Source organism: Bifidobacterium aerophilum, assembly GCF_010667685.1.
GTDB classification, from domain to species: Bacteria; Actinomycetota; Actinomycetes; order Actinomycetales; family Bifidobacteriaceae; genus Bifidobacterium; species Bifidobacterium aerophilum.
Genome location: NZ_WHZW01000004.1, coordinates 98501 through 123448, shown reverse-complemented (window position 1 = coordinate 123448; position 24948 = coordinate 98501). Strand labels below are relative to the sequence as shown.

Annotated in this window: 17 protein-coding genes, 1 tRNA gene and 3 pseudogenes; 3 read left to right on the top strand and 18 right to left on the bottom strand. The window is 63.4% G+C overall.

Annotated elements, in window-relative coordinates:
- Nucleotides 1-211: 211 nt before the first annotated feature.
- The 4 genes and pseudogenes from GFD25_RS12515 to nrdD all read right to left on the bottom strand — a co-directional run.
- A pseudogene (locus GFD25_RS12515) lies at nt 212-3358 on the bottom strand (acyl-CoA dehydratase activase-related protein); the annotation flags it as partial.
- Between the two features lie 125 nt (nt 3359-3483).
- Nucleotides 3484-5365, bottom strand: a pseudogene (locus GFD25_RS12510) (acyl-CoA dehydratase activase); the annotation flags it as partial.
- Between the two features lie 252 nt (nt 5366-5617).
- On the bottom strand, nt 5618-6328 hold the full coding sequence (gene nrdG, locus GFD25_RS02695; RefSeq protein WP_204314747.1) for an anaerobic ribonucleoside-triphosphate reductase activating protein: 711 nt from the start codon (nt 6326-6328) through the stop codon (nt 5618-5620).
- Nucleotides 6329-6552: 224 nt separating this feature from the next.
- Nucleotides 6553-8949 carry an anaerobic ribonucleoside-triphosphate reductase gene (gene nrdD, locus GFD25_RS02690; RefSeq protein WP_163229720.1) on the bottom strand — a complete coding sequence of 799 codons (2397 nt, stop codon included), beginning with the start codon at nt 8947-8949 and terminating at the stop codon, nt 6553-6555.
- 302 nt (nt 8950-9251) lie between these two features.
- Between nrdD and xseA the strand changes: the two genes are divergently transcribed.
- Both xseA and GFD25_RS02680 read left to right on the top strand, forming a co-directional pair.
- Nucleotides 9252-10535 carry an exodeoxyribonuclease VII large subunit gene (gene xseA / locus GFD25_RS02685; RefSeq protein WP_163229718.1) on the top strand — a complete coding sequence of 428 codons (1284 nt, stop codon included), beginning with the start codon at nt 9252-9254 and terminating at the stop codon, nt 10533-10535.
- A gap of 137 nt (nt 10536-10672) precedes the next feature.
- On the top strand, nt 10673-10966 hold the full coding sequence (locus tag GFD25_RS02680) for an exodeoxyribonuclease VII small subunit (protein WP_163229716.1): 294 nt from the start codon (nt 10673-10675) through the stop codon (nt 10964-10966).
- Nucleotides 10967-11105: 139 nt separating this feature from the next.
- Here GFD25_RS02680 and GFD25_RS02675 read toward each other — a convergent pair whose 3' ends face one another.
- Nucleotides 11106-12170, bottom strand: a complete 1065-nt coding sequence (locus GFD25_RS02675; RefSeq protein WP_163229714.1) for an endonuclease/exonuclease/phosphatase family protein — start codon at nt 12168-12170, stop codon at nt 11106-11108.
- Between the two features lie 222 nt (nt 12171-12392).
- Here GFD25_RS02675 and GFD25_RS02670 point away from each other — a divergent pair.
- Nucleotides 12393-12465: transfer RNA gene (locus tag GFD25_RS02670), tRNA-Arg, on the top strand.
- A gap of 184 nt (nt 12466-12649) precedes the next feature.
- Here the strand turns inward: GFD25_RS02670 and GFD25_RS12100 are convergent.
- The 13 genes and pseudogenes from GFD25_RS12100 to GFD25_RS02605 all read right to left on the bottom strand — a co-directional run bounded on the left by GFD25_RS12100 (nt 12650) and on the right by GFD25_RS02605 (nt 24921).
- Nucleotides 12650-12850 (bottom strand): chitosanase, encoded by a 201-nt coding sequence (locus GFD25_RS12100; protein ID WP_275575569.1) that lies wholly within the window; start codon nt 12848-12850, stop codon nt 12650-12652.
- A gap of 247 nt (nt 12851-13097) precedes the next feature.
- A pseudogene (locus tag GFD25_RS02660) lies at nt 13098-13592 on the bottom strand (ROK family protein); the annotation flags it as partial.
- Between the two features lie 117 nt (nt 13593-13709).
- Nucleotides 13710-15335 (bottom strand): phosphoenolpyruvate--protein phosphotransferase, encoded by a 1626-nt coding sequence (gene ptsP / locus GFD25_RS02655; protein WP_163229710.1) that lies wholly within the window; start codon nt 15333-15335, stop codon nt 13710-13712.
- Entirely contained in the window at nt 15335-15595 is a 261-nt protein-coding gene (locus tag GFD25_RS02650) for an HPr family phosphocarrier protein (RefSeq protein WP_163229708.1), read from the bottom strand. Before GFD25_RS02650 ends, ptsP begins: the two co-directional genes overlap by 1 nt.
- Nucleotides 15596-15677: 82 nt before the next feature.
- Nucleotides 15678-17114, bottom strand: a complete 1437-nt coding sequence (locus tag GFD25_RS02645; protein WP_163229706.1) for a 6-phospho-beta-glucosidase — start codon at nt 17112-17114, stop codon at nt 15678-15680.
- A gap of 32 nt (nt 17115-17146) precedes the next feature.
- A complete protein-coding gene (locus tag GFD25_RS02640; RefSeq protein ID WP_163229704.1) occupies nt 17147-17473 on the bottom strand; it encodes a PTS sugar transporter subunit IIA in 327 nt (108 codons plus the stop codon).
- A gap of 57 nt (nt 17474-17530) precedes the next feature.
- Nucleotides 17531-17830, bottom strand: coding sequence for a PTS sugar transporter subunit IIB (locus GFD25_RS02635; RefSeq protein WP_100496667.1), 300 nt, complete (start codon nt 17828-17830; stop codon nt 17531-17533).
- Between the two features lie 164 nt (nt 17831-17994).
- Nucleotides 17995-19356: a PTS sugar transporter subunit IIC gene (locus GFD25_RS02630; protein WP_163229701.1), complete on the bottom strand. Its 1362-nt coding sequence runs from the start codon at nt 19354-19356 to the stop codon at nt 17995-17997.
- A 249-nt stretch (nt 19357-19605) separates the two neighbouring features.
- A complete protein-coding gene (locus GFD25_RS02625; RefSeq protein ID WP_163229699.1) occupies nt 19606-20304 on the bottom strand; it encodes a GntR family transcriptional regulator in 699 nt (232 codons plus the stop codon).
- Nucleotides 20305-20475: 171 nt separating this feature from the next.
- Complete coding sequence (locus GFD25_RS02620) at nt 20476-21183, bottom strand: TetR/AcrR family transcriptional regulator (protein ID WP_163229697.1); 708 nt, start codon at nt 21181-21183, stop codon at nt 20476-20478.
- Between the two features lie 55 nt (nt 21184-21238).
- On the bottom strand, nt 21239-21865 hold the full coding sequence (locus tag GFD25_RS02615; RefSeq protein ID WP_163229695.1) for a DUF624 domain-containing protein: 627 nt from the start codon (nt 21863-21865) through the stop codon (nt 21239-21241).
- Entirely contained in the window at nt 21862-23208 is a 1347-nt protein-coding gene (locus GFD25_RS02610) for a glycoside hydrolase family 30 protein (protein ID WP_163229693.1), read from the bottom strand. Before GFD25_RS02610 ends, GFD25_RS02615 begins: the two co-directional genes overlap by 4 nt.
- A gap of 84 nt (nt 23209-23292) precedes the next feature.
- Nucleotides 23293-24921, bottom strand: coding sequence for a type 2 periplasmic-binding domain-containing protein (locus GFD25_RS02605; protein WP_163229691.1), 1629 nt, complete (start codon nt 24919-24921; stop codon nt 23293-23295).
- Nucleotides 24922-24948: the final 27 nt, after the last annotated feature.

Here is a 24948-nt window from a genome sequence, read left to right as displayed (position 1 = left end):
GTAGGCGAAGTGAGCGGGTTGCAAGACAGGCAACCCGCGAAGGCGGCGGCCAAGCTACCTAACCACGGACTAATCCGCCGCGGTCAGCTTCTCGTGAGCCTTCTTGGCTGAGCCGTCAAGCGGACAGTGCAGTGCACTGTCCGTAGGCGAAGTGAGCGGGTTGCAAGACAGGCAACCCGCGAAGGCGGCGGCCAAGCTACCTAACCACGGACTAATCCGCAGCAATCAGCTTCTCATGAGCCTTCTTGGCCGCCGCGATCATGAGCTTGATGCGGTTGAGCTGGTTCGCCTCGGAAGCGCCCGGGTCGTAGTCGATGGAGACGATGTTGGCTTCCGGATGCAGGCGGCGGATCTTGCCGAACATGCCGCGGCCGGTCACGTGGTTCGGCAGGCATGCGAACGGCTGTGCGCAGATCACGTTCGGGCAGCCCTGTTCGATCAGCTCCAAAATCTCCGCGGTCAGCAGCCATCCTTCGCCGGCCTGCACGCCGATCGACGTGACCTCGGCCGCCTTCTTGACCAGCTCCGGCATCGGATCGTCCTGCTTGAACTTGCCGTTCGCGAGCGCGATGGCCTTGCGGATCGGCGCGTTGTACCGGTCGAGGCCCCAGCGCATGAGCGCGTACAGCTTCTGGTTGCCGCCCATGCCGAGGTTGCGTTCGTTCCAGTCGGTGATGTATGGGCGGGTCGTCATGAATTCCATGATGCCGGGCACCACGGCCTCGCAGTCCTGCGATTCGATCACGTCGACCACATGGTTGTTCGCGTCCGGCTGGTACTTGACCAGGATCTCGCCGACCACGCCGACACGCACCTTGCGCGGGATGTCCTTCAACGGCAGCGCGTCGAACGACTTGACGATCTCGGCCGCGAGCGTGCCGTACGGCAGGTACGACTTCCTGAGCCACGGGGTCTTCGCCGCGGTCTTCGAGAAGCCGTGGTGTTCGAGCGTTTCGCGCACGATCACGTCCCACTGTTCATACAGCTTGTTCGCCGCACCCGGCTCCGCCTCGTACGGACGCACGCGGTACAGGCACTTCATGAGCAGGTCGCCCAGGATCAACGCCTTGATCGCGCGGTGCAGCATCTGCGGCGTGGCCTTGAAGCCCGGGTTGTCCTCCAGGCCCTGCGTGGAGATCGCGATGACCGGGATCTGCGGATAGCCCGCGTCGATCAGCGCCTTGCGGATCAGGCCGAAGTAGTTGGTCGCGCGGCACATGCCGCCGGTCTGCGTGATCGCGAGCGCGACGTGGTCGGGATCGTACTTGCCTTGGATGATCGCGTCGATGAGCTGTCCGATGACCATGATGGCCGGATAGCAGGCGTCGTTGTTCACGTATTTGAGGCCGGTTTCGACATCCTCGCGGCTGGCGTGCTTGAGGATGTCGAATTTGTAGCCGCCGGAGCGGATGACCGCCTCGACCAGGGACATGTGGATCGGGCTCATCTGCGGAGCGACGATCGTGTAGTCCTTCCTCATGTCCTTGACGAACTTCTGCCTGTGCGCGTAGCGCGACATGGTCGCGTTGTTGTGGCCGGACTTGGACGACTTGGCCTTGGCTGCGTTCTTGCCGTTCGCGCCGGACTGCGCGGCCGCCTCGATGTCGCGCTGCGCGGCGAGGCGCGAGGCGCGGCGCACCGATTCGGTGAGCTTCGGGTTGGCAGCCATCGTCGTGTCGAGCAGGACCTGACGGCCCGGGGTCGGCGCCTGGGAGCCGGTCTTGCGGAAGCCGGTCGACTGCGGCGCGGTGACGACATCGGCTGCAGTGCGCTTCGCTTCGGCGGCCTTGACCGCGGCCTGCGCGGCGGCCAACTGTTCCTTCGCCGCGGCGAGCTGCGTTTCGGCCGCGGCCAGATCGGCCTGAGCCTTGGCCTGGGCGGCTTCACGCGCCTTGATCTCGGCGGCGGACGGTTCGGCGACGATCGCCTGATCCCGTTTGCCGACGGACACGTCCAACGTGCCAGCCGCACCGGCACCGGCCGCCGCGGACACGGCCGCGACCGCCTTCGCCTTGTTGCGTTCGCGTTCCTCGACCGCGGCCTTGAGCGAACGCAGTCGGATCTTCGCCGCGCCCAGGTTCGATACCTCGTCGATCTTGAGCAGCGTGTACACGTCGGCCTTGTCGGCCAGAATCTCCGACACCTGGTCGGTGGTGATCGCGTCGAGGCCGCAACCGAACGAGTTGAGCTGCACCAGTTCGAGTCCCGGATACGAAGCGACGAAGTGCGCCGCCGCGTACAGGCGCGAATGGTACGCCCACTGGTTCGTCACGCGCAGCGGCATGCGGTTGACGCTCACCTTGCGGTCGCCGACGTGACGGAACCCGTTCGCGTTCTTCTTGCGCGGATCCTCCTCGCCGGCAGACAGGAACTCGGTCAGGTCGAGCTTTTCTCCCGGCTGCAGTTCGCAGATCGAATCCTCGGAAAGCACGACCATGCCGAGCGAGCAGATCGTCTCGGGGATGCCGTGGTTGATCTCCGGATCGACGTGGTACGGGCGGCCGGCGAGCACGATACCGCGGCAATCATGCTCCTTCATGTACGCCAGGGCCTTGAGGCCCTCCTGCTGCACGTCGTTCTTGAACACCTTGTCCTCGGCGTACGCGGCCTTCACGGCCGTCTCGGCCTCCTCGCGCGTCACGTTCGCCCACGCGAACTCCTCGACGATGCGCTCGACCATGAGCTCGTGGTTGGCGAGGTTGAAGTACGGGTGCATGTAGCGCACGCCCTCTGCGCGCAGTTCGGGCATGTTCGCGCCGACGACGAGCGGATAGTTCGCCACGACCGGGCAGTTGTAGTGGTTGTCGGTGTTGGGCACGAGGTTGTCCTCGTAGCTCACGCACGGGTAGAAGATCGTCTTGATGCCCTTGTTGAGCAGCCACTTGATGTGGCCGTGCACGAGTTTGGCCGGATAGCAGATGTTCTCGGAGGCGATCGATTCGATGCCGGTCTCGAACAGTTCGTGCGAGCTGCGGCCGGAGATCATGACCTTGAAGCCGAGCGAGGTGAGCAGCGTGAACCAGAACGGGTAGTTCTCGTACATGTTGAGCGCGCGCGGGATGCCGATTTCGCCGCGGGTGGCCTTCTTGTCGGTCAGGCGGCGGTAGGCGAAGCAGCGCTTGTACTTGTAGTCGTACAGGTTCGGGCGGTCGGAGCGCTGCTTCTTCGCGTCGCCACCGCGTTCGCAGCGGTTGCCGGTCACGAAGCGCGAGCCGTCGGAGAACGTGGTGATGGTGAGCTTGCAGTGGTTCTGGCACAGCTTGCACACGTCGCGTTCGGTGGTCATCGACATGTTGTCGAGCGCTTCGCCGGTCAGGATCGACGATGCGGTGTGATGCACGCCGTCGACGACGACCTCGTTCGCATGATCGTCGGCGACGTCGGCCGCATTGGTCACGTCGACGCCGGCCATGTCGGCAGACCTGACCGCATCGCCAGCGGCAGCCGACGTATCGGCGACGGTCGCATCGGTATCGTCCGCGTTCGATTCGGCCGACGATCCGTCCGCGAGCACGTGCTCGTGATCGTCGTCGGCGACGTCCTCGTAGTGCATGCGGGCGGTGAGCGCCGCGCCGTACGCGCCCATCAGGCCGGCGATGTTCGGTCGGGTCACCTCGCGTTCGGTGAGCAGCTCGAACGCGCGCAGCACGGCATCGTTCAAGAACGTGCCGCCCTGCACGACGACCGTGTCGCCGAGTTCGCCGGAATCGCGCAGTTTGATGACCTTGTACAGCGCGTTGCGCACGACCGAATAGCACAGGCCGGCGGCGATGTCCTCGATCGAGGCGCCTTCCTTCTGCGCCTGCTTGACGGACGAGTTCATGAACACGGTGCAGCGCGAGCCGAGGTCGACCGGATGGGTCGAGGCGAGAGCCTTCTGCGTGAATTCCTGGATGGTCAGGCCCATCGACATGGCGAAGGTCTGCAGGAACGAGCCGCAGCCGGACGAGCACGCCTCGTTGACGGCGATCGAGTCGATCACGCCGTCGGTGATGGCGAGGTACTTCATGTCCTGGCCGCCGATGTCGATCACGGCCGTGACGCCGGGGCTGACCATTTCGGCGCCGCGGTAATGCGCCATCGTCTCGACCACGCCCTCGTCGAGGTGCAGGCCGGTGGTGATCAGGCCTTCGCCGTAGCCGGTCGCGCAGGATCGTGCGATCCAAGCGCCTTCGGGCAGCTGGGACTGGATCTGCTTGACGATGTTGATCGCGGCGGTCAGCGGACTGCCCTCGTTGTTCGCGTAGGAGGACCACACGATTTCGCGGTCGTCGTTGACAAGGGTCGCCTTGATGGTGGTCGAGCCCGCGTCGATGCCGAGGAAGTGGGGGCCGTGCGCGCCTTCGAGCGTGCCGATGTGGATGTGTTCGCGGTGGTGGCGCTCGTTGAACGCCTCGCGGTCGGCCTCGGTCGGGAACAACGGCGGCATGGTGGGCGTGTTGGACGGAAGGTTCTTGAGTTCGTCCAAACGCTTGAGGATGTCCTCGCAGGTGCGCGCCTCGAAATGGTGGCCTTCGTCATCGGTGTCCATGTCGGCCTGCAGCGCCGCGCCGTACGCGACGTACAAGTGCGCGTTGGTCGGCACGATGAATTCGTCGACCTTGCCGTCGAGCGCGCGCTGGAACGCGGCGCGCAGCTCGCTCATGAAGAACAGCGGACCGCCGAGGAAAATGACGGTGCCGTGGATCGGACGGCCGGAGGCGAGGCCGGCGATGGTCTGCGTGGCGACGGCCGTGAAGATCGACGCGGCGAGGTCGGGCTTGGCCGCGCCATCGTTGATGAGCGGCTGCAGGTCGGTTTTGGCGAACACGCCGCAGCGCGACGCGATCGGATACAGGTTCTCGTAGCTTTTCGCCATCTCGTTGAGACCGGAGGCGTCGGCGTCGAGCAGCGTGGCCATCTGGTCGATGAACGCGCCGGTGCCGCCCGCGCACGAGCCGTTCATGCGCTGCTCCGGAGTGGGCTTCAGGTACGTGATCTTCGCGTCCTCGCCGCCGAGCTCGATGATGACGTCGGCCGCCGGGTATTCCTTGTCGATCGCCTCGGTTTCGGCGATGACCTCCTGCACGAAGGGGACGTGCATGCTGTCGGCGAGCGCGAGGCCGCCGGATCCGGTGATGGCCAGGCGGATCGGTTCGTCGCCGCGGCCGCGGGTTTCGAGTTCCTTATGGATGTCGACGAGCAGTCCCGCGACGGTAGCGCGCACGTTGGCGTGATGACGGCGATAGTCGGAGAAAATGGTGTCGGACAGGGAGTCGGATTGGTCAAGCACCACGGCCTTGACCGTGGTGGAGCCGATGTCGAGTCCCACGCGCAACGGCTTCGTATCGTGGCCTGACGCCGCGGTATGTGCTTCGTTCACCATGTCAACCTCTTTAAGCTGCTTCCGGGGCATGAAATCATGGGTTCGCGTGCCATCCGCGGTTCGGCGTCGGGGATGCATACCACCCTCCCGGCGCATTCGATTCATGCGTTGCCCGGCCTCTCAGCTTTCATACTGTAGTCTGAAGCCCCGCCCAAGAGGCCGGCCGTACGGGCGTACCGGCGTGATTTATCTAACAGAGGAAGGCGAAAAACCCCGCGCGTCGCCCCGCTTTGTCGGGTTGTGGTCAGACGGTCACGACGACGACTGCAAGTCCTCGCCGGCCATACGGTCCTTCAAATAGATTTCGGGAATGTCGCGCTCCTGATCGTGCAGACGCCCCCAAATGACCGGGCGCCCGGCCGCAAAGGAGGCCGGCACATCAAGAATGCGCTGGTTCTTCGAGCCGCGGAACTGCAGCAGCGAATCATGCTGCGACTTGATGTAGCGGCCGTCGACGAGCACGTCGATCATGTGCAGCAGGTCGAGCTTGTCCGGAGTCTCCCCCGGACGCATGAGCTCCTCCCACGTATAGCCGGTCCAGCACCAGATATCCTTGGTCTTCCCGAATTCGGCGCGGATGCGTTCGGCGAGCGGCACGAGCACGGGCGTGTTCAGCAACGGCTCGCCGCCGAGGAACGTGATGCCCTGCACCCACGGCGCGCGAAGGTCCTCGATGATTTTGTCCTCGAGCCGCTGCGTGTACTCGTGGCCGGCCTGAAAATCCCAGATGGACGAGTTGAAGCAGTCGACGCAGTGGAACGGACATCCGGAGACATACAGGGAGTTGCGCACGCCTTCGCCGTCGGTGACGATGAACGTCTTGTAGTCGGCGATCATGCGCTTGGACATGCGCCGTCCATCCCACTGGCCCGCCCGAGGATTATTCGCCTCGTCGGTCGGAATCGACGGCCCACGTCCCGTCTCTCCCGCCGCAAAATCATGCAACGTCGGCGCCTTGTCCATCATCAGCCTCCTCTACGGTCTCGCGGCCAATCGCAACGTAACCGCCGAACACGACCGGCCGCACAACACCTTCCGTTTCTACCCAACCGTAACGTTGAGCGCAGAGCAAGCGACGGCCTCCACCATGCGTTTCCTGACCGTAGGCTTGGCCGAACGGCCTTGAGTGTGTCAGGGAATGCATGGTGGAGGCCGTCGCGACCCACGTACCAGCGGGATATCAGTAGTTACTTGGCTTCCTCGAACCACTCGCGGGTCTGGCCGTCGGCCAGCGTCACGTGGCCGGTCTCGCCGCTCATGTGCTTGACGCGGTGCGAGATCTCCTCGTGGCGGCCGTGCACCATCGGGCGCTGGACCGGGTTGCCGAGGTAGCCGCAGGTGCGCTTGGTCACATTGCACTTGTCCGGGTCGGAGTTGCCGCATTCGGGGCACTTGAAGCCCTCATCGGTCGGCTCGAAGTCGCCCTGGAAGCCGCACACGAAGCAGTGGTCGATAGGCGTGTTGGTGCCGAGGTAGCCGATGCCGACGTTGTAGGCGTAGTCCCACACGGCCTCGAGCGCCTTCGGGTTGTCCTGCAGGCACGGGTACTCGCAGTAGTTGATGAAGCCGCCGGACGCGTAGTACGGGAAGTCCTTCTCGTAGTTGAGCTTCTCCATCGGGGTCGGCTGCAGCCACACCGGGTAGTGGAACGAGTTGGTGTAGAAGTCGTGGTCGGTCACGCCTTCGACGCGGCCGAACTTCTCGCGGTCCATGCGGTTGAAGCGGTCGGTCAGGGACTCGGCCGGCGTGGAGTACACGGAGTAGTGGTAGCCCTCCTGCTTGCTCCACTGCTTGCACAGCTCGTTCATGCGCTTGACGATCGACAGCGCGAACTCCTTGCCTTCCGGATCCCAGCCGTGGTCACGGATCCAGTTCTTGCCGTAGAACACGGCGGTCGTCTCCGCCAGGCCGATGTAGCCGAGCGAGACGGTGGCGCGCTCGTTCTTGAACAGCTCGTCGACGTTGTCGTTCGCGCCGAGGCGGCCGAACGCGCCGAAGCGGAACAGGGTCGGGGCGTTGACCGGCGTGGCCTGCTTGCAGCGCATGATGCGGAACTGCAGGGCCTGGTGCGCGACTTCCATGCGCTCCTCGAACAGCTTCCAGAAGCGGTTCTTGTCGCCGTGGGATTCGAGCGCGATGCGCGGCACGTTCACCGACACGACGCCGAGGTTCATGCGGCCGTCCTCCTCGTCCTTGCCGGTTTCGGGGTTGATCCAACCCTGCAGGAAGGAGCGGCAGCCCATCGGGGCCTTGAAGGAGCCGGTGATCTTGACGATGTTCTCGTAGAACACGACGTCCGGGTACATGCGCTTGGTGGCGCATTCGAGCGCAAGCTGCTTGAGGTCGTAGTTCGGGTCGCCCTTGTCGGCGTTCACGCCGTGCTTGAGGGTGAACACGAGCTTCGGGAAGATCGCGGTGTGGTGCTCCTTGCCGAGGCCGCGGATGCGGTTGAGGAGGATCGCGCGCTGGATCTCGCGGGCGAACCAGTCGGTGCCGAGGCCGAAGCCGATCGTCACGAACGGGGTCTGGCCGTTGGAGACGCGGTTGGAGTTGATCTGGTACTCCATGGTCTGCATGGCGTCGTAGATGGCCTTGCGGGTGCGGATCTTGGCGAGGATCTCGCGCTCCTGCTCGAGCTCGTCGACGTCGGTGTGGAACGGAACGTCCATGGCGAGCGGCTCGCGGGAGCCGAAGTGCAGCTTGGACGGCTCGTTCTTCTTCGCGTTCTCGACCTGACGGCGGGCGAATTCGACCGGCATGCCGTCGGGGATGGTCTCGCGGGCCTCCTCAAGGAACTTCTCGTAGTCCTTGCGCGCGTAGACGGCGAGATGCTCGTCGGCGCGGTTGGCGGTCTGGCCGCCGTACTGGCTGGAGGCCACGTCCTTCATGATCTGCGTGATCTGCGTGGCGGCGATGGCGATGGACTTCGGGGAGGCCATCGGGGCGTTGCCGAGCGTGAAGCCGTTGGCGAGCATGTCCCAGAAGTTGGGCAGCGAGCAGTTGGACTGCGCGGTGAACGGCGAGTAGTCGGCGTCGTGGAAGTGGATGTCGCCCTTCATGTGCGCGTTGGAGACGGCCGGCGGCAGCATGTTGAACGCGGCGGCCTTGGAGACGGCTCCGGCGAGCAGGTCGCGCTGCGTGGCGTAGACGTTGGCGTCCTTGTTCGCGTTCTCGTGGATCAGGGTCGGATCCTGGTTGATGAAGCGGGCGACGGCCTCGTTCACGTCGGTGGCCTTGGCGCGCTGGATGTCCTTGTCGAGACGGTAGTTGGTGTAGGCGCGGGCCACGTCGTACAGGTGCGCGTCGATGAGCGCATGCTCGACGAGGTTCTGGATGTCCTCGATCTTGGCCGGACCGTTGTAGCGTCCCTTGATCTCGCCTTCGACCTGGTTGGCGAAGCCGCGGATCATCTTCTCCTCTTCCGGCCCGACCTGCTTGTCGAGGTCGCCGAAGGCGGACTTCACGGCCTCGATGATGTTGATCGGGTCGAAGTCGACCACGCGACCGTCACGCTTCTCGACCAGCACCGCGCCCTTGACGGTTCGGGCGGTCGTCGAGGCGGTGTCCATCACCTGAGTTTCCATCTGAAATCCTTCCTTGTCGATCGGTGCGGAGCGGCGTTTTCGCCGCCGATCCGCACCCTGTTAAGTTTTAGGCCCTATGTACTGTACGGCAACCCCACCCCGATATCTAGTGGCGACGCGCCGTATCAAACCTAGATATAGTGGTGAATGGCGGAATGACGCCGAAACAACCGGTTGTGTGATTTAGGTAACGGATTTTCTCCGCGTGTCGTGCGCGACGGCATGCGCGCGTATGACCGCCCGCTTCCGCGACCGGCGCAGACGCATCGGGCTTGTCCGTTATATACGCGAATCTGGACCGTATGAATTGGGATATGGGAAGCACGGCGCCGGCTCCCGCCGTACCGCTTGACCAGCTGCCGAGACTCGCCAGCGAGACGACGGCCGAGCGGCCATGGCCGGTGTCGGTGCTCAGTCAGAAGTTCCACACCGCCGTGGAGAAATGGCCGTCCGCATGGATCTGCGGGCAGATCACCGAAATCAACACGCGCCGCGCAGGCTCCGCATACCTGACCGTGCGCGACGACTTCGAGGACATCGCGATCTCCGTGTCCGGCTGGCGCGCGTTCGCCGCACAGGCCGCCGCATTCCGGCAGGGCGACCGCGTGGTGATCCACGGCAAGGCCGACATCTGGGTCAAGCAGACCCGGCTGAGCTTCATCGGCGACGAGATCCGCAAGATCGGCTCAGGCGGCGGACTCAAGGAGCAGATCGACGAGCTGCGCAAGAAACTCAAAGGCGAGGGGCTGTTCGACGCGGACCGCAAGGTGCCGCTGCCGGAGTTCCCGTCGTGCATCGGTCTGATTTGCGCCCCGCAGGCCCGCGCGGAAGGCGACGTGATCACGAACGTGAACCTGCGCTGGCCGTCCGTGCGATTCAAAGTCGTGCACGCGCACGTGCAGGGACCGCAGTGCCCGCCGGACATCGTCGCTGCGATCCGCAAGCTGGATGCCGATCCGGATGTGGACGTGATCATCGTGGCGCGCGGCGGCGGCGCGTTCGAGGATCTCATCGGCTTCTCCGACGAATCGGTGGTGCGCGCGACGGCCGCCTGCGCCACGCCGATCGTCTCCGCGATCGGACACGAGGACGATTGGACGCTGATCGACCTGGCCGCCGACCTGCGCGCCTCGACGCCGACCGACGCGGCGAAAAAGGTCGTGCCGGACGTGCGCGAGCAGTGGCAGCTGATCGACAATGCGATCCATCGTGCGCGCATGCGCATCGAGGCGCGGGTCGAAGGCGAACTGCGGCTGGTCGAAGGCTACGCGAACCGGCCGAGTCTGACGCGACCGCAGACGATGTTGGAGCCGCATCAGCGGTTCCTCGACGACGCGCGCCGGCGTATGGACATCGGGTTGACCCGGATCGTGGACGACGCGAGCCTGACGATCGAGAAACTGCACGCCAGTCTGACCGCGCTGAGTCCGCAATCCACGCTCGACCGCGGCTATGCGGTCGTGCAGACGACCGGCGGCCACGTGCTCGACGACCCGAACGACGTCTCCGGCGGCGATCCGCTGACCATCACCCTGAAGCACGGCCAGATCGACGCCACCGTTACCGGCAAAGCCCCTCAGGTATAACTCGCTCCCCCTGAAGGGGGAGCTGTCAGCAAAGCTGACTGAGGGGGGCGACACACCCGATACGCACAACCGTCACAACGCCTACGAACCCAAACCATTCAACGCAGACGCACGCAACAACCCCAAAGGAATCCATCATGACCGACAACAAGACCACCGAAACCACCACGTCGTCCCTGACCGACAAGGAGCGCGAGGCCATCGCGCAGATGCCCTACGAGGAGGCGCGCGACAAGCTCATCCAGGCCGTGCAGGCGCTTGAGGCAGGCGGCCTCAACCTCGACCAGTCGATGCGTCAGTGGGAGATCGGCGAGGCGCTTGCCAAGCGCGCGCAGAGCCTGCTGAACGACGTGAAGGCCAAGCTCGACGCCGCCCAGGCCGAGCAGGCGACCAGCGCCGACACCGCTGGGACTCAGTCGAATCTCGACTGAGTCCCCTTCGCGACCCGCTATCGCGGCCGCTCACTTCGCCTCGGCGCGGCATAGCCGCTCCCCTCACCTACGGACGCCCCACCGGGGCGTCCGCTTGACGGTTCGGCAGCTCAGCACAAAGCAATCTCGACTGAGTCCGTTATTTCACGGCGATGGTGGCGAGCAATGCCGCGTGATCGGATCCGGCGATCCTCTTGACCTGCATCTGGCCGGCGACGATGTCCCGGTCGAGCACGATATGGTCGATGCCGGCGAACCGCGGCAACGGCGTCAGGTCGGCGGGCCAGGTGAACGTGAACCCGTGTCCGGACTGCCTTGCCGCGTCCGAGAACCGGTCGCCAAGGAACCGGCGGAACGACGCATGGTCGTATGTCGCGTTGAAGTCGCCCATGAACACGTATCGTGCGTCGGTGCGCGAACGCATCAGCGCGAGTTCGTCCAGCGAGCGCTTCCACTGCGTCCAATACCCGGGTTTCGGCGACGTCGTGTGCACCGACACGAACCGGATCGGCAACGCTCCCCCGTTCTCGTCGCCGAACGTCACGGTGCCGCCCGGCATGAACGACGCGCTCGAATTCACCTCGTCGTCGGCGGGATCGGACAGGGGCGCCGCGGACCACAGTCCGTTGCCGTACACGCCGTCCGACGTGGACACCTGCATGTACGGCAGGTAGTCCTTGATGCCTGCCGCGTCGAGTGCCTCGACGAACGCGTCGGTCGTCTCCTGCAGAGCGAGCACCTCGACGCGCTGATCGCGCACGAGTTCGACGATGGCCTTGGCGTCGGCTTGTCCTCTATATACATTGCATGTCATGACGCGCGCATACCGGTCGGACGTATCCGCGGCGGCGCCCGACACTGCCGTCTCGGCCTCCGCGGGTAGCGTATCCGGCGCTTCGAAGAACGGATACTGCCACCACACCTGCACCGCCAGACACAGCACGGCGACCAACGCGGCCACCCATCGCCTCCCCATCAGCGCAAGCACCAGCGCCACGACGGCGACCAGTGCGAACCACGGCGTGACCGATACCAGCACCGGCACGTACGGCAACGCCTGCAGATCGGCGGGCAACGCGCGCGCGACCACCGCCACAGCGGCGAGAACCGCCAACGCCCACGCCGTCCATCCGGCGACCAGACGTCCGATGCGGGGATTGCCGGCACGCGACCCGCCAGCGGAACGGACCGCCGGCCGGCCCATCGGCCGTTTCGTTCCGCGTGACCGTGTCCGTGCGCCCATCGTCTTGTGCCTCCATGTGTCAAACGTCATCCCTTGCTCGCGCAACCTTACCGCATCGGGCGCGGAACCGCCCCGGCCCACACGAAGCATCCCCATTTCGGCCATGAAACCGACACAACAATCACATGTCCGACGCGACCGGCCGTGCGCCGGACCTTATGTTCATGTACAATGGTCGCTTGCGCCTCGGTAGCTCAGGGGATAGAGCACCGCTCTCCTAAAGCGGGTGTCGTCAGTTCGAATCTGATCCGGGGCACGTTCAACCCCTTGGAACCCAACGGTTCCAAGGGGTTTCCTGCTATCCCAGATTTTCAGGATCGATGAGGGAGGGACATGTCGCCGCGCACGCTCCACTTTCCATTGACCAGACACATCGTCGCTCACTTACCGTCACTGACCATCACTTACTTTCCAAGGATGAGCGAGAGGGTAAGTGATGGTCAGTGACGGTAAGTGAGCACGGAGAGACCGGCGATCAGCGCGGGGAGAAACCGCGCGAGTTGGTTGTCAGGTTCAACCCGCATGTATCGGCGTACCACGTCGAGCATGCCGCCCGTATACCCTCGTCCGTCCCCGATGTCCTCGATGTACGAGTACGCCCGGGAGTAGTCGATGGTGCTGTTCTCGGCACTGGAGACCAACGCGAACGGTCTTGCGCAGGTCGCCCGAAGCAATGTCGCGGCCTGTCTCGCTCCGCGAACGGATGTCCTCCGCGTCGACGGGATGGCGACGGCCCGCAGCCGCGTGGTCGCCCGCAGTGCGGAATACCAGCCACCGCCAATGCAGACCGCAAGAGCGATCGCCGCGACCACGGATATGACGACGGCGGGTGTCCCGCATCCACCGTCGGAAACGCCCGCCGCAAAATCTTCCCTGCATATCGGTCATCTAGTCGATTCTCGCCAGATCGGCGGCGCCGATGACACCGGCCATGTCGCCGGCCTTGGCTTCCAGAACGCTGGCATGCTGGCGGTACATGCTGGTCTCAAGATAGCGGCTGAACGCGGCTCGCGCGGGGTCAAGCAGTATGCCGCCGACCTCGGCGACGCCTCCGCCGATGACGAAGGTATCGGGGTCCAGCACGGAGGCCAGATTGGCCATGAGACGGCCAAGCCATTCGCCAAGCCGGTCGAACGCCTCGTTGGCGGTGAGATCGCCCTGCTGGGCGGCGTCCCTCACCATCGGGCCGATGAGCTTGCTTCGGTCGTATTCGCACGCCTCGAGCAGATGCTCCGACTGGCAGGGCTGCCTTCTGGCCGCGGACCATGCGAACCGTTCCAATGCGGAGCCGGAGGCATACTGTTCGGCGCATTCAAACAGACCGCACCCGCAGGCCTCGCCGTCGGGAACCATGCCCATGTGTCCAATCTCACCAGCCATGCCAAACCCGCCTCTGGCCTATTGACCGTTGACGATGACGGTGCCGCCGATATCGATGCCGAGCGTTTCCATGACTGATTTTCCTTGCTGCCGAGATGGTTGTTGAGAGCCGACCGTTGCTCAGTGGTTGCGGATGGCGTTGCGCAGTGGCAGAACGCTGGTGGGAGAGACGGACAGTTCGTCGAGTCCGATTTCGAGGAACGTGTCGGTCAGGCTCAGGTCCGCTCCGAGTTCGCCGCAGATGCCACACCAAATGTTGTGGCGGTGCGCCGCTTCGGTAGCCATCTGAATCATGCGCAGCACGGCGGGCGAATGCGGGTCGGCGAAGCGAGCGAGGTTCGGGTTCTGGCGGTCGCAGGCCAGCGTGTACTGGGTCAGATCGTTGGTGCCGATGGAGAAGAAGTCGACCTCGACGGCCAGTTCGTCGGCCATGATGACGGAGGCGGGAGTCTCGATCATGATGCCGACCTGGATGTGCTCGTTGAAGTCGATGTGCTCGCCGCGCAGCTCGTCTTTGACCTCGTCAAGGATCTTCCTGGCATCGCGCACCTCCTGCACCGAGGTGATCATGGGCAGCATGATGGCGATATTGCCGTACACGGAAGCCCGCAGGAGGGCACGCAACTGGACTTTGAAGATCTCTGGACGGGTCAGGCAGATGCGGATGGCACGGTAGCCGAGGGCGGGGTTGTCCTCGTGCTCCAGATTGAAGTAGCCGACCTGCTTGTCCGCGCCGATGTCAAGCGTACGGATGACGACGAGTCGATCGCCCATCTTTTGCGCGACCTCCTTGTACGCCTCGAACTGGAACTCCTCGGTCGGGTAGTCCTCGCTCTCCAGGTACAGGAACTCGCTGCGGAACAGGCCGATGCCCTCGGCGTCGTTGGCCAGCACCGCGGTCACGTCCGAGGGACGGCCGATGTTGGCGTACAGACGGACCTTCCGGCCGTCCTTGGTCTCAGTGGGCTTGCCTTTGAGCTCCTGCAGCAGGCGCAGGTGCTCCTCGTACTTGGCCTTCCTGCCGCGGTATTCGGCCAGCGTGGACTCATCCGGGTCGACGAACACCAGTCCGCTGGTGCCGTCGATCACGGCGGCGTGGCCGTCGTCATCCGGGTCGAAGGCGTCGCCGATGCCGATGATGGCGGGCAGCCCCATCGTGCGGGCCAGGATCGCGGTGTGCGAGTTCGAGGAGCCCTTGGCGGTCACGAAGCCCAAAACCTTGGCACGGTCGAGCTGCACGGTCTCGCTGGGGGCAAGGTCCTCGGCGAGGATGATGTGGCTATCGCCGTCTGTGGCTGCCGCGGTGCCGCCGCGCCGTCCTTCGAGCACGTTGATCACGCGGCGGGAAACATCCTTGACGTCGGCGGCGCGAGCCTGCATGTAGGAGTTGTCCATCGCGGCGAACATGGCGGCGAACTGTTCGGCGGTGCTGTTGACCGCGTACTCGGCGTTCACCTTGCTCTGAGTGATCAGGTCCTCGATGCTTTCCACGTAGTCCGGGTCCTGGAGCATGAGCTGGTGGGTGTCGAACAGTTCGGCCTTGCCCTCGCCGAACTCGGCCGCGGTCTTGTCGCGTAGTTGCTTGAGTTGTGCGACGGCCGTGTCACGGGCCGCGCGGAAGCGCTCCACCTCGGCCTGCGGATCGTCGACCACGCGGCGTTCGACGGCGTGGTCGGTGGTGTCGAGCACGCGGATCGCGCCGATGGCGATGCCGGCCGATACGCCGACGCCTTGTATCGTTCTCATCACAGATTCTCCTTGAGGAACCGCTCGAACTCCTCGGCGGCCTTGACCTCGTCGTTGCCCTCCACCTTGACGGTGACCTCGTCGCCCTGCTTGACGCCGAGTCCCATGACGCCGAAGATGCGCTTGGCGTCCACGGACTTGCCGCCGCGGTTGATGATGATGGTCGACTCGTATTGCTGCGCCTTGCCGACCAGCAGGCCGGCGGGCCGAGCGTGCATGCCCTCGGGGTCGGAGACGGTGAACGTGAATTCCTGGGTCATGATGACGCTCCTTATGCGTTTCCTATGGATTGACTCGATTGATGCGATTGACTCGATGCGATCGGCGCGCTCGGCGTCCGATTCACAGCTCCTCGCCGTTGGTGGCGATGACCTTCCGGTACCAGTCGAAGGACTTCTTGCGGTGACGCTCGAAGGTGCCATGTCCTTCGTCGTCGGCGTCGACGTAGATCAGCCCGTAGCGCTTCTTGAACTCGCCGGTGCCGAAGCTGACCACGTCGATGCAGCCCCACACGGTGTAGCCCATGACCTCCACGCCGTCGAGGTCGATGGCCTTGCCGACTTGTTCGATGTGGGCGCGCAGGTAGTCGATGCGGTCGTCGTCGTCGATGGTGCCGTCCGGGTTGACGGTGTCGTAGGCGCCGTAGCCGTTCTCCACGATGAAGATCGGCTTGCGGTAACGTTCGTACAGGACGCTCAGCGCGTAGCGCAGGCCGACCGGGTCGATCTGCCAGCCCCATTTGGTGGCGGGGATGTACGTGTTGCGCACCACTCCGGCGATGCCCGAGTCGAAATCGCCCGGGGTGGAGGCGTCGGCGGACAGGGCCATCGACATGTAGTAGCTGATGGAGATGAAGTCGACAGTGCCCTCGGCGATGGCCGTCTCGTCCCCCGGCTCCATGTGCGGGGTGACATCCTCGCGGGCCCACATGTTCCTCGCGTAGTTCGGGTATTCGCCGTTGACGTACACGTCGCCGAACACGAGCCGGTCGCGCATGGCGACTTCGGCGCGCATCACGTCGTCGGGGTTGCAGGTGGCCGGGTAGATCGGCACGATGGCCAGCATGCAGCCGATCTGGAAGTCGGGGTTGATCTCGTGGCCGCGCTTGACGACCAGGGCGCTGGCGACGAACTCGTTGTGCACGGCCTGCCAGACCTTGCGCTTGCGCTCGTGGATAGTGTCCATGTCGGAGAAGCGGATGCCGGAATCGGTGTAGGCGAAGATCGGGTTGTCGAGGTTCATCTGGTTGTTGACCTCGTTGAAGGTCAGCCAATACTTCACCTTGGTCTTGTAGCGTTCCATGACGGTGAGCGCGAACTTGACGAACAGGTCGATGAGCCTGCGGTCGGCGAACCCTCCGTATTTGAGGCTCAGGTTGAGCGGCATCTCGAAGTGTGAGAGCGTCACGACCGGCTCCATGCCCTTGGCCTTGAGGTCGTCGAACAGGTCGTCGTAGAACTTCAGTCCGGCCTCGTTGGGCTCGTCCTCCTCGCCATTAGGGAAGATACGCGACCATGCGATGGAGGTGCGGAAACATTTGAAGCCCATCTCCTGGAACAACGAGTCGTCGCCGCGAAAGCGGTGGTAGTAATCGTTGCCCCAGTGGTTCGGGTAGATCTTGCCGGTCTCGACGCTGCTGGTGATCTGCCGGGGCACGCCGTGCGCGCCCGCGGTCATCACGTCGGCGATGGACACGCCCTTGCCGTCCTCGTTCCACGCACCTTCGAGCTGGTGGGCGGCCACTGCGCCGCCCCACAGAAAGTTGCTTGGGAAACCCATGTTGTGTTCCTTTTCCCGATAAGCCCTATGGGTCAGTTGATCTTCTTGTACAACGCGATGAGCTCGTTGACCAGCAGTTTGACGGTCTCCGCGGCCATCATCTGGTCCTCGACGTGTGTCATGAGCAGGCTGACCTCGATCTTCTCTCCGGACGCCTCGCGCTGTACGAGGCTGGTGTGCAGGTCGTGGCCGGTCGCGAAGCTCTGGTCGCCGCTTTCGATGAGCTCGTCGGCCTTGTCGTACTTGCCGGCCTTGGCCGCCTGCAATGCCTCGATGTAGTCGGATTTGGCGCTTCCCGCGGCCGTGATCATCTGGAAGCAGAGGGTCTCCCAGTCGAAGTCCTTGTTGTCTTCTGCCATTGTTGCCACCCTTGGTTCGTTCGTTTGGTTGTCTGTTGTCCGTCTGTTGGGGTCGGGTTACTTGGAGGCGATGGCGATGGCATGTTCGAGCACCTTGTCGCCGCGCACCATGCCGTAGTCCTGCGGGTTGATGGCCTCAACCGGCTTGCCGGGCAGCAGCTTCTTGACGTGGTCGAGCTCGTAGCGCACCTGCGGGCCGAGCAGCACGGCGTCGGCGTTCGCGGCCTTCTCCTCGACCTCGGAGATCGGGTAGGCGTCGATTTCGGCCTCGATGCCCTTGGTCTCGGCGGCGGTACGCATCTTCTTGACCAGCATGCTGGTGGACATTCCGGCGTTGCAGCACAGTACGATCTTCATGGTGTTTTCCTTTCAGTGGGCCCCACACCGATCGTGGGGCGGTTGGTTGTTGCGGGTGTTATGTAAGTGTTGATAAGGAGGGAGCCAGGCAAAGGTGGTTGCTCGTACCGGGCTCCCATGTCATCCGATTGCCATCAATCAGAAGAGTCGGGCCGTGCGGCGGCTCAGGCCTTGGCCGCGGCGGCGGCCGTCTCGATGTCGGCGTCGTTGGCGATCTGCTCGGCGATCCATGCCTGGTCCTGCTTCTTGACGAACGGCAGGTAGACGACCACGGAGATCACGAGGATGATGAGCTGGATGAGCGCTGCCTTCCAGCCACCCAGCAGGAAGCCGGAGATGATCACCGGGGTGGTCCACGGCACCTGGACGGCGCCGAACGGAGGCATGAAGCCGATGTACATCGCGCCGTAGGTGATGATCATGGCGATCAGCGGGACTACGATGAACGGAATCAGGAAGAACGGGTTGAACACGATCGGAAGACCGAAGATGACCGGCTCGTTGATGTTGAACAGACCCGGCACGATGGACAGCTTCGACATTTCCTTCATCTGGCTCGACTTGGCCACGATCAGGCCGGCGATGAGCAGGCCGAGGGTGATGCCGGTGCCGCCGAACTTGACGAAGCAGTCGACGATCTGCGGGGTGAGGATGTGGCCGCCGTCGGCGGTGGTAACGGCCTTGCCTGCGTCCATGAGAGCCTGGTTGGCCACGGAGTTGGCGGTCAGCAGTGGCACCATGATGCCCATGACGACGTTCGGGCCGTGGATGCCGCACCAGAAGAGGATGGAAATGAGCAGGGTGATGATGATCGCGCCGGCCCAGTTGTCGGTGAGGTTCTGCATCGGGGTCTGCAGGATCTTGAAGATGAGCTCGGTGAAGCTCACGCCGCCGAACAGCTGGCACAGATGGTAGATGATGGCGGAACCGAGCACCACGAAGAAGCCGGGAATCATGGCGGAGAACGCGTTGGACACGCCCTCGGGCACGGAGTCGGGCAGCTTGATCTTGAGGTTGTGCTTCATGCACTTGACGAACACCAGGCCGGACAGCAGGCCGACGATGATGGCGGTGATCACGCCGTTGCCGCCGGTCCACGAGGTGGAGATCGCGCCGGATACGGAGGCGGTAGTGCCTTCCTTGATCGCGTCGACGGTGCTGTGGTCGATGCTCACCGAGGACGGCGAGAGGATGAAGAAGGCGACCAGGGCCAGCAGGCCGGAGGAGATGCCGTCTTCCTTCTCGTTGCGAGCGTAGGCGTAGCCGATGCCGACGGCGATGATGATGGCCAGGATGTTGAACGTGCCGGCGGACACCTGGTTCAGGCCGATGTTCCATTTATCGGTGAGCAGGTTGTTCATGAAGTCCGTGTAGCCCTCGAACGGCAGGTTCGCGAGCAGCAGGAACAGCGATCCCACCAGGGTGGCCGGCATCGTGAGCACGAAGCCGTCCTTCAGAGCGGTGACTGCCTTGGTCGTCGCGAATTTCATGAAGCCGTTGAGCAATGTGTTGCCGAACTCCTTCATTCTCGTCCTCCTTCGGACTGATGTGATCTTCCGGGCCGGCGTCCTTGCACCACCCCGGTTTCCTTTCCGTTGGTCAAGTCATTCGAATGAATAGGTAACATCCGAATGACTTGACTACAATATACGAGTTTCATTCGGCTGTGTCAAATTCATTCGAATGATTTTAGATACGGTGTGTCGCCTCCCCGAGGGAATACCGCAAGACGACGCGCCGCCCAACCGGCAACGCCGCCTCACGCATATAAGGGACTACTTCAGGTCGGCGAAATTAAAAAACGTGGCCTTCTTGTAGTGGTAGTAGACCGTGCCGGCGTTGAACATGCGTCCGCTGGCCAGATAGGCGTCGTCCTCGACCACCAGGGCGGGATCCCCAGCCGACAGGCCGAGGAGGTCGGCCCGGCCATAGTCCAGCTCTCGCGCGTATATCAGCTTGTCCGCAAAGCCCGTGCTCAGCCCCAGGTCCTCGCGAATATACGCATAGATGGAGCCGCTAGCAATCTCCTCGCTGAGATACGGCACGAACTCCTTGAGATACAGGGCGTACTCGATGGCGAACGGCTCGTCGTCCAGCAGGCGCAGGCGCGAGACGCTATAGACTTTGGCGTCGGCGGCGCACTTGAGGCGCGCAGAGTCCGCGCCCGCCTCGCGCTGCTCCAGCTTGATCAGCTTGGAGGACACGGAATGGCCGGGAAACTCCGAAGTCATGCCTCTCGTGCCGTTGATGTTGAGGCAGCCCTCGCGCCTGTTCTCCCGGACGAACATGCCGCTGCCCTGCACCGGGTACACATCGCCGAGCTCGGCCAGCAGGGCTATGGCGTTACGCACGCAGTACCGGGTCGCACCGAACTGCTCCATGAGCTCGGGCTCGGTGGGCAGCTTTCCCGTGTCACGGTATTTGCCCCTATCAATCTCCACCTTGAGAATCTTCGCCAGTTCACGGTACTTCATATGCCCTCCACAGTTGCATCATCCAGTCACGTCACTTCGACGTGACATACGACTGCCATAGTATCGCATGACTCAGATTCATTCGAATACTTCGCAGCTCCATTACAGCGCTCTTCCTGCATACCGGCAAGACAGACTGACGTACCGTCGCATCCGGCCGTCCTGCGCTGCTCATTGGATCAACGGCGGATCATCATGGTGCTCCAACACGGCCGCGACTAGCACATTGATCGCATAACGTGTGTATTCCGCAAGATCGATGGGGCCAGTGTCTTCGGACGAGTCGGCTCCGCCGTCGTCTTCCCCCTGCTGCAGCAGCCACTGGTACTGCAATCCGTCCATGACCGCGATGATGGCCGAGCTCGCCATCTCGGCTTCGGCCATGTTGATGGTGGCCTTGCGTTCCTTGGCCATCTGGACGAACGAGGCCATCAGGTCGTTGCGCAGGTCACGGTATCGGTCCCGGAAGTACGGCATGCTGGCGTTCTTTTTGACGACCGATTCTCCGGACATCATGGTGAACAGGCGCACCATGCCCGGATGCTTGGCGTTGTCGTCGGCCGTGGCAGCGAGATGGCGAAACCAGTCCTCGCCGTGGTCGATGTGCGTCTGCTCGCGCTGCTGGCCTCCGGAGACGTCGCGGTTTTTCACCACTTCCATCAGCAGGGCGCTTTTGGACCCGAAGTGGTGGAGCACGCCGGCCCGCGTGAGGCCGGTTCGTTCGGCGATCTCTTCCAGCGTCCCGTCGTTGAATCCCTTTTCCGCGAATACCTGCGACGCGGCGGCTATGATCTCGCGTCGTTTCTGCTCGGTTTCCGGGCGGTGCTTGCGGGGTTTGGACCCGCGGTCGCGCGCATCGTGCTGCACATTGTCCTGCATAATGACCTACCTACTACTACGATCGGGGTTTTCCATACGGCGTTTGACGGCCCGGTCAGGGCGCCATGGCCGCACCGCTCTCCACGCGCGTCCACCGGATGAGCCACGCCCTCGCATAGCACACTAGCCCGGGGAAAAAGAGCAGCGCCACGAGCAACAGCCACGGCACGAACGCCACCGACAGCACGGCGGCCAGCAGCGCGCACACCATCAGCGCGGATTGCAGCACATGCCCCAGCCCGGCGCGAACGGCCTCGCGAAACAGCATCGCAATCGGAACGTCCATTGCCGGCCGGAGCGCGAGCAGGGGAAACACGTTGACGCATGTCAGCATCCACACGGCTCCGACTGCAACCAGCGGCATCAGTATGTACTGGTTGCCGCCCGTCAGCATGGCAGCACCCCAGTACGCGGCAAGCAGCACGACGAATCCGGAGACCATGATCAGCCATACCGGCACTGCACGTTTCAGAGCGCGCAGGTAGGCCGATCTGAAACGGGACGCGATCGGCACGGAGCCTTCTTCGATCATGTCGAACCGCACGCGGAACATCGCCGCCGCACTTGCCCCGATCGTGACGATCGGCACGGAGCCGAGCAGGAACAGCAGGCTCAGTTCCATCACCTGCCAGACCAGTTCAAGCGTGCGGTATAGCTTGCCGTCAATGGAAAACAGTTTCATCGCATGCCATTATTCTCGTCGTTCCAGACCACGGTCAGCGCGGCCTTGGCCGGCAGCAGCGCCGCGCGCGACGAACCGCCCATTCCGGCGACGTTCACAACGACCCGCATGTCCTGATCGGTGTCGTTGAACAGCACCGCGACTGTGGAACCATCCAGATTGCGGCAGGCCAACGAACGCACGCCACCAGCCTGACTGCTGTCGATACGCACCGCACCAGGGCGGATGAACTTGCTGAAGTGGGCCAGACCGTAATAGTCCAGCGTGTATTCCACGGTCCGGTCGCGCCGGTCGACGCGCAGCAGGCCGCGACAGGTGCTGCGTCCGAAGCCGGGGACTACCGGTCCGTTGTGCTCGTCAAGCGCGAGGTTCCACAGGATGAACGATTTCGACCCGTTGCGCAGGATGTCGATGCCGGTGCGCATGAGGTTGCTGAACGCCGGTTCGAATTCGGGAATCCATTCGCCGCCGGAACCCTCGGTGAAGTACACGTCCTTGCCCGGGAAGACCGCCGCGACGCGCGACTGGCTGACGGGTCGGCCGCCGTACCAGTGCCATGCGATGCCGTCGAACGCGTCGGCCGCGTCGTCGAGCAGGTTCAGCGGATAATCGATGCGGTCCCAGTTGTGGTCATAGCCGAACACGCGCGTGGCGAGTCCCGCATCGTGCAGGGCGGGGCGCAGGAAGTCGCGCACGAAACGCACCTCCCGGTCCGCCGGCATCAGCATGCCCGGATAGTGGCCGGGCACGAACAGCGGCTCGTTCTGCGGCGTGACGGCGAATACCGGAACGCCCTGCTCGGCGTACGTCTGGAGGAACCGCACGAAGTACCGGGCGTAGACCTCGTAGCGATCCTCCTTGAGTTCTCCGCCGATCATGGAACCGCTGGTCTTCATCCATCCCGGCGCGCTCCAAGGCGAGGCGATGAGCTTGAGCTGCGGGTTGAGTTCCATGGCCCATTTGGTCAGCGGAATGATGCTTTCCTCGTCATGATGGATGGAGAAGTGCTCGAGTTCCATGTCCTCGTGTCCGTCGGGCATGTCGTCGTAGCTGTAGATCGTGCGTGCGTAGTCCGAGGCTCCCATCGGGTTGCGCAGCAGGGACAGGCCGATGCCGAGTTTGGGATCGAACAGTTTGGACATCGCGTACGTGCGATCCTTGTCGTCGAGCATCTGACCGATCAGGTGGGCGGATGCGTCGGTGAACGATGCGCCGAATCCGTCGATGCTCTGATGTCGGTGTCCGGGGTCGATGGTTATCGTCACGTCGGCGGCGCCGGCTGCGTCCTCTTCGATCGGCGTGAACATGCGTTCCGGGCCGTCGGTCATATATATGGTGTTCATGGGATTGGCTTCCTTATGGTCATACATGTTGGGTGTGAGACGTTTCGGGTCTGTCCCGTCACGGGACAGACCCGAAACGATGGCTTATTCGCCGAGCAGCTTCTCGTTGGCCTTGATCTTCTCGTTGCGCACCTTGTTGATGGCGTCGATGTCGTTGTTCTTCAGGAACGTTTTGTATTGGTCGACGATCTTGTCGAATTGCTTGTCCGAACCGGCTCGGATGAGCGAGACCAGCGTGGACGACCATTTGGTCGTGATGGCCGAGTACGAGCGGGCTTCCAGCGTGCCGGCGTCCGGCGCGATGTTCTCGATCTCGTACTGCGGGGTCAGATACTGCTGGTTGTGCTCCTGGAACTGCTTGATGGCGTCGGCGAAGGAGTCCTTGTTGAGCGCCTTGTACCGGTCGTGGCCGAAGAGCACGAACTCGCCCATGCGGTATTCCTTCTGCCATTTTTCGGAGTCGTTCAGGCGGATCTTGTTGGCTTCGGGAGTCCATGAGACGGTGCCGTCGGCGTTCGTCGTGTAGGTCTTGCCTTCGATGCCGTAGTTGACGAGCATTTCGCCGTAGTCGGACAGCAGGTAGGTGAAGATCTGGATGGCCTTGGCCGGGTTCTTGCACTGCTTGGTGATGTAGCTGACGGTCCAGCCGCTCAGACCGGTTTCGCTGAGCGTGGGCTTGCGTCCCTTGGTGCTGCGGATGCCGTCGATGGCGATGTACTGGCCGTCCGGGTTGGCCGACGCCCACTGCTGCAGGGGCGCGCTTTGGCCGACGAAGCTGGTGAGCAGCATGGTGGCGTATTTGCCGGTGCTTTCCTTCTCCTTGAACGTGTCGCCGTCGTCGGCGAAGCTGTCGTCGGAGATGTTGCCGTCCTTGTGCACCTGTCGCAGAGTCTTGAGCCAGGTCAGGTAGTCGTCGTCCATCTGCCGGTCGTAGAACGTGCCGTCCTCGCTCAGCGTGGGCACGCCGAGCATGTTCTGCAGCACGGTGTCGAGCGAGCTGTTGCCGCCGCTGAAGTCGTTGAATCCGAACGGCACGAGGTCGGGGAACTTCTCCTTGATGGCCTTCATGCCGGCGATGAATCCTTCGGGTGTGGTGAAGTCCTGGTCGCCGATGGCGGCGAGCACGTCCTTGCGGATGACGAACGCCTGCGAGGTGTGGATCATGCCGGACTTGTAGTCCTCGGACGTGTTGGAGTACGAGGGATAGCCGTGCGTCTTGCCGTCGGAGAGCTTGAACCAGTCGAGCGTCTCCTTCTTGGCGACCTTCATGAAGTACGGGTCGTATTTCGCTGCGAGGTCCTGCAGCGGGTACGACCAGTTCTTCGCGGCCTTGGCGACGCGCGACGTGCTGTCGAACACGGTGATCACGTCGGGCAGGTCGCCGCCGGCGAAGTACGTGTTGAGCTTGGTATCGTCGCCCGTGACGAACTTGATGTCGACGTTGAGGTCCTCCTTGATCTTCTTGGTGATCAGGTCCTGCCCGAACGACTTGTTCCACCAGTCGGCGTTCACGTACCAGGTGAGCGTGTTGTCCTTGGACGTGTCCGACTGCCATGCCGGCTTGTCCGCGGAGAGCGTGTACGCGGGGTCGGGCAGGGCGTCGACCGTGTTCGTGGTGTAGGCGTTGTCGACGCCGCAGGCGGCCAGCGGGGCGACCATTGCCGTCGCGGCCAGACCCGCGATGAGGGTTCGGATGATGCGATTGCGCTTCATTGCTGTGCTCCTTGATTCCGTTGCCGT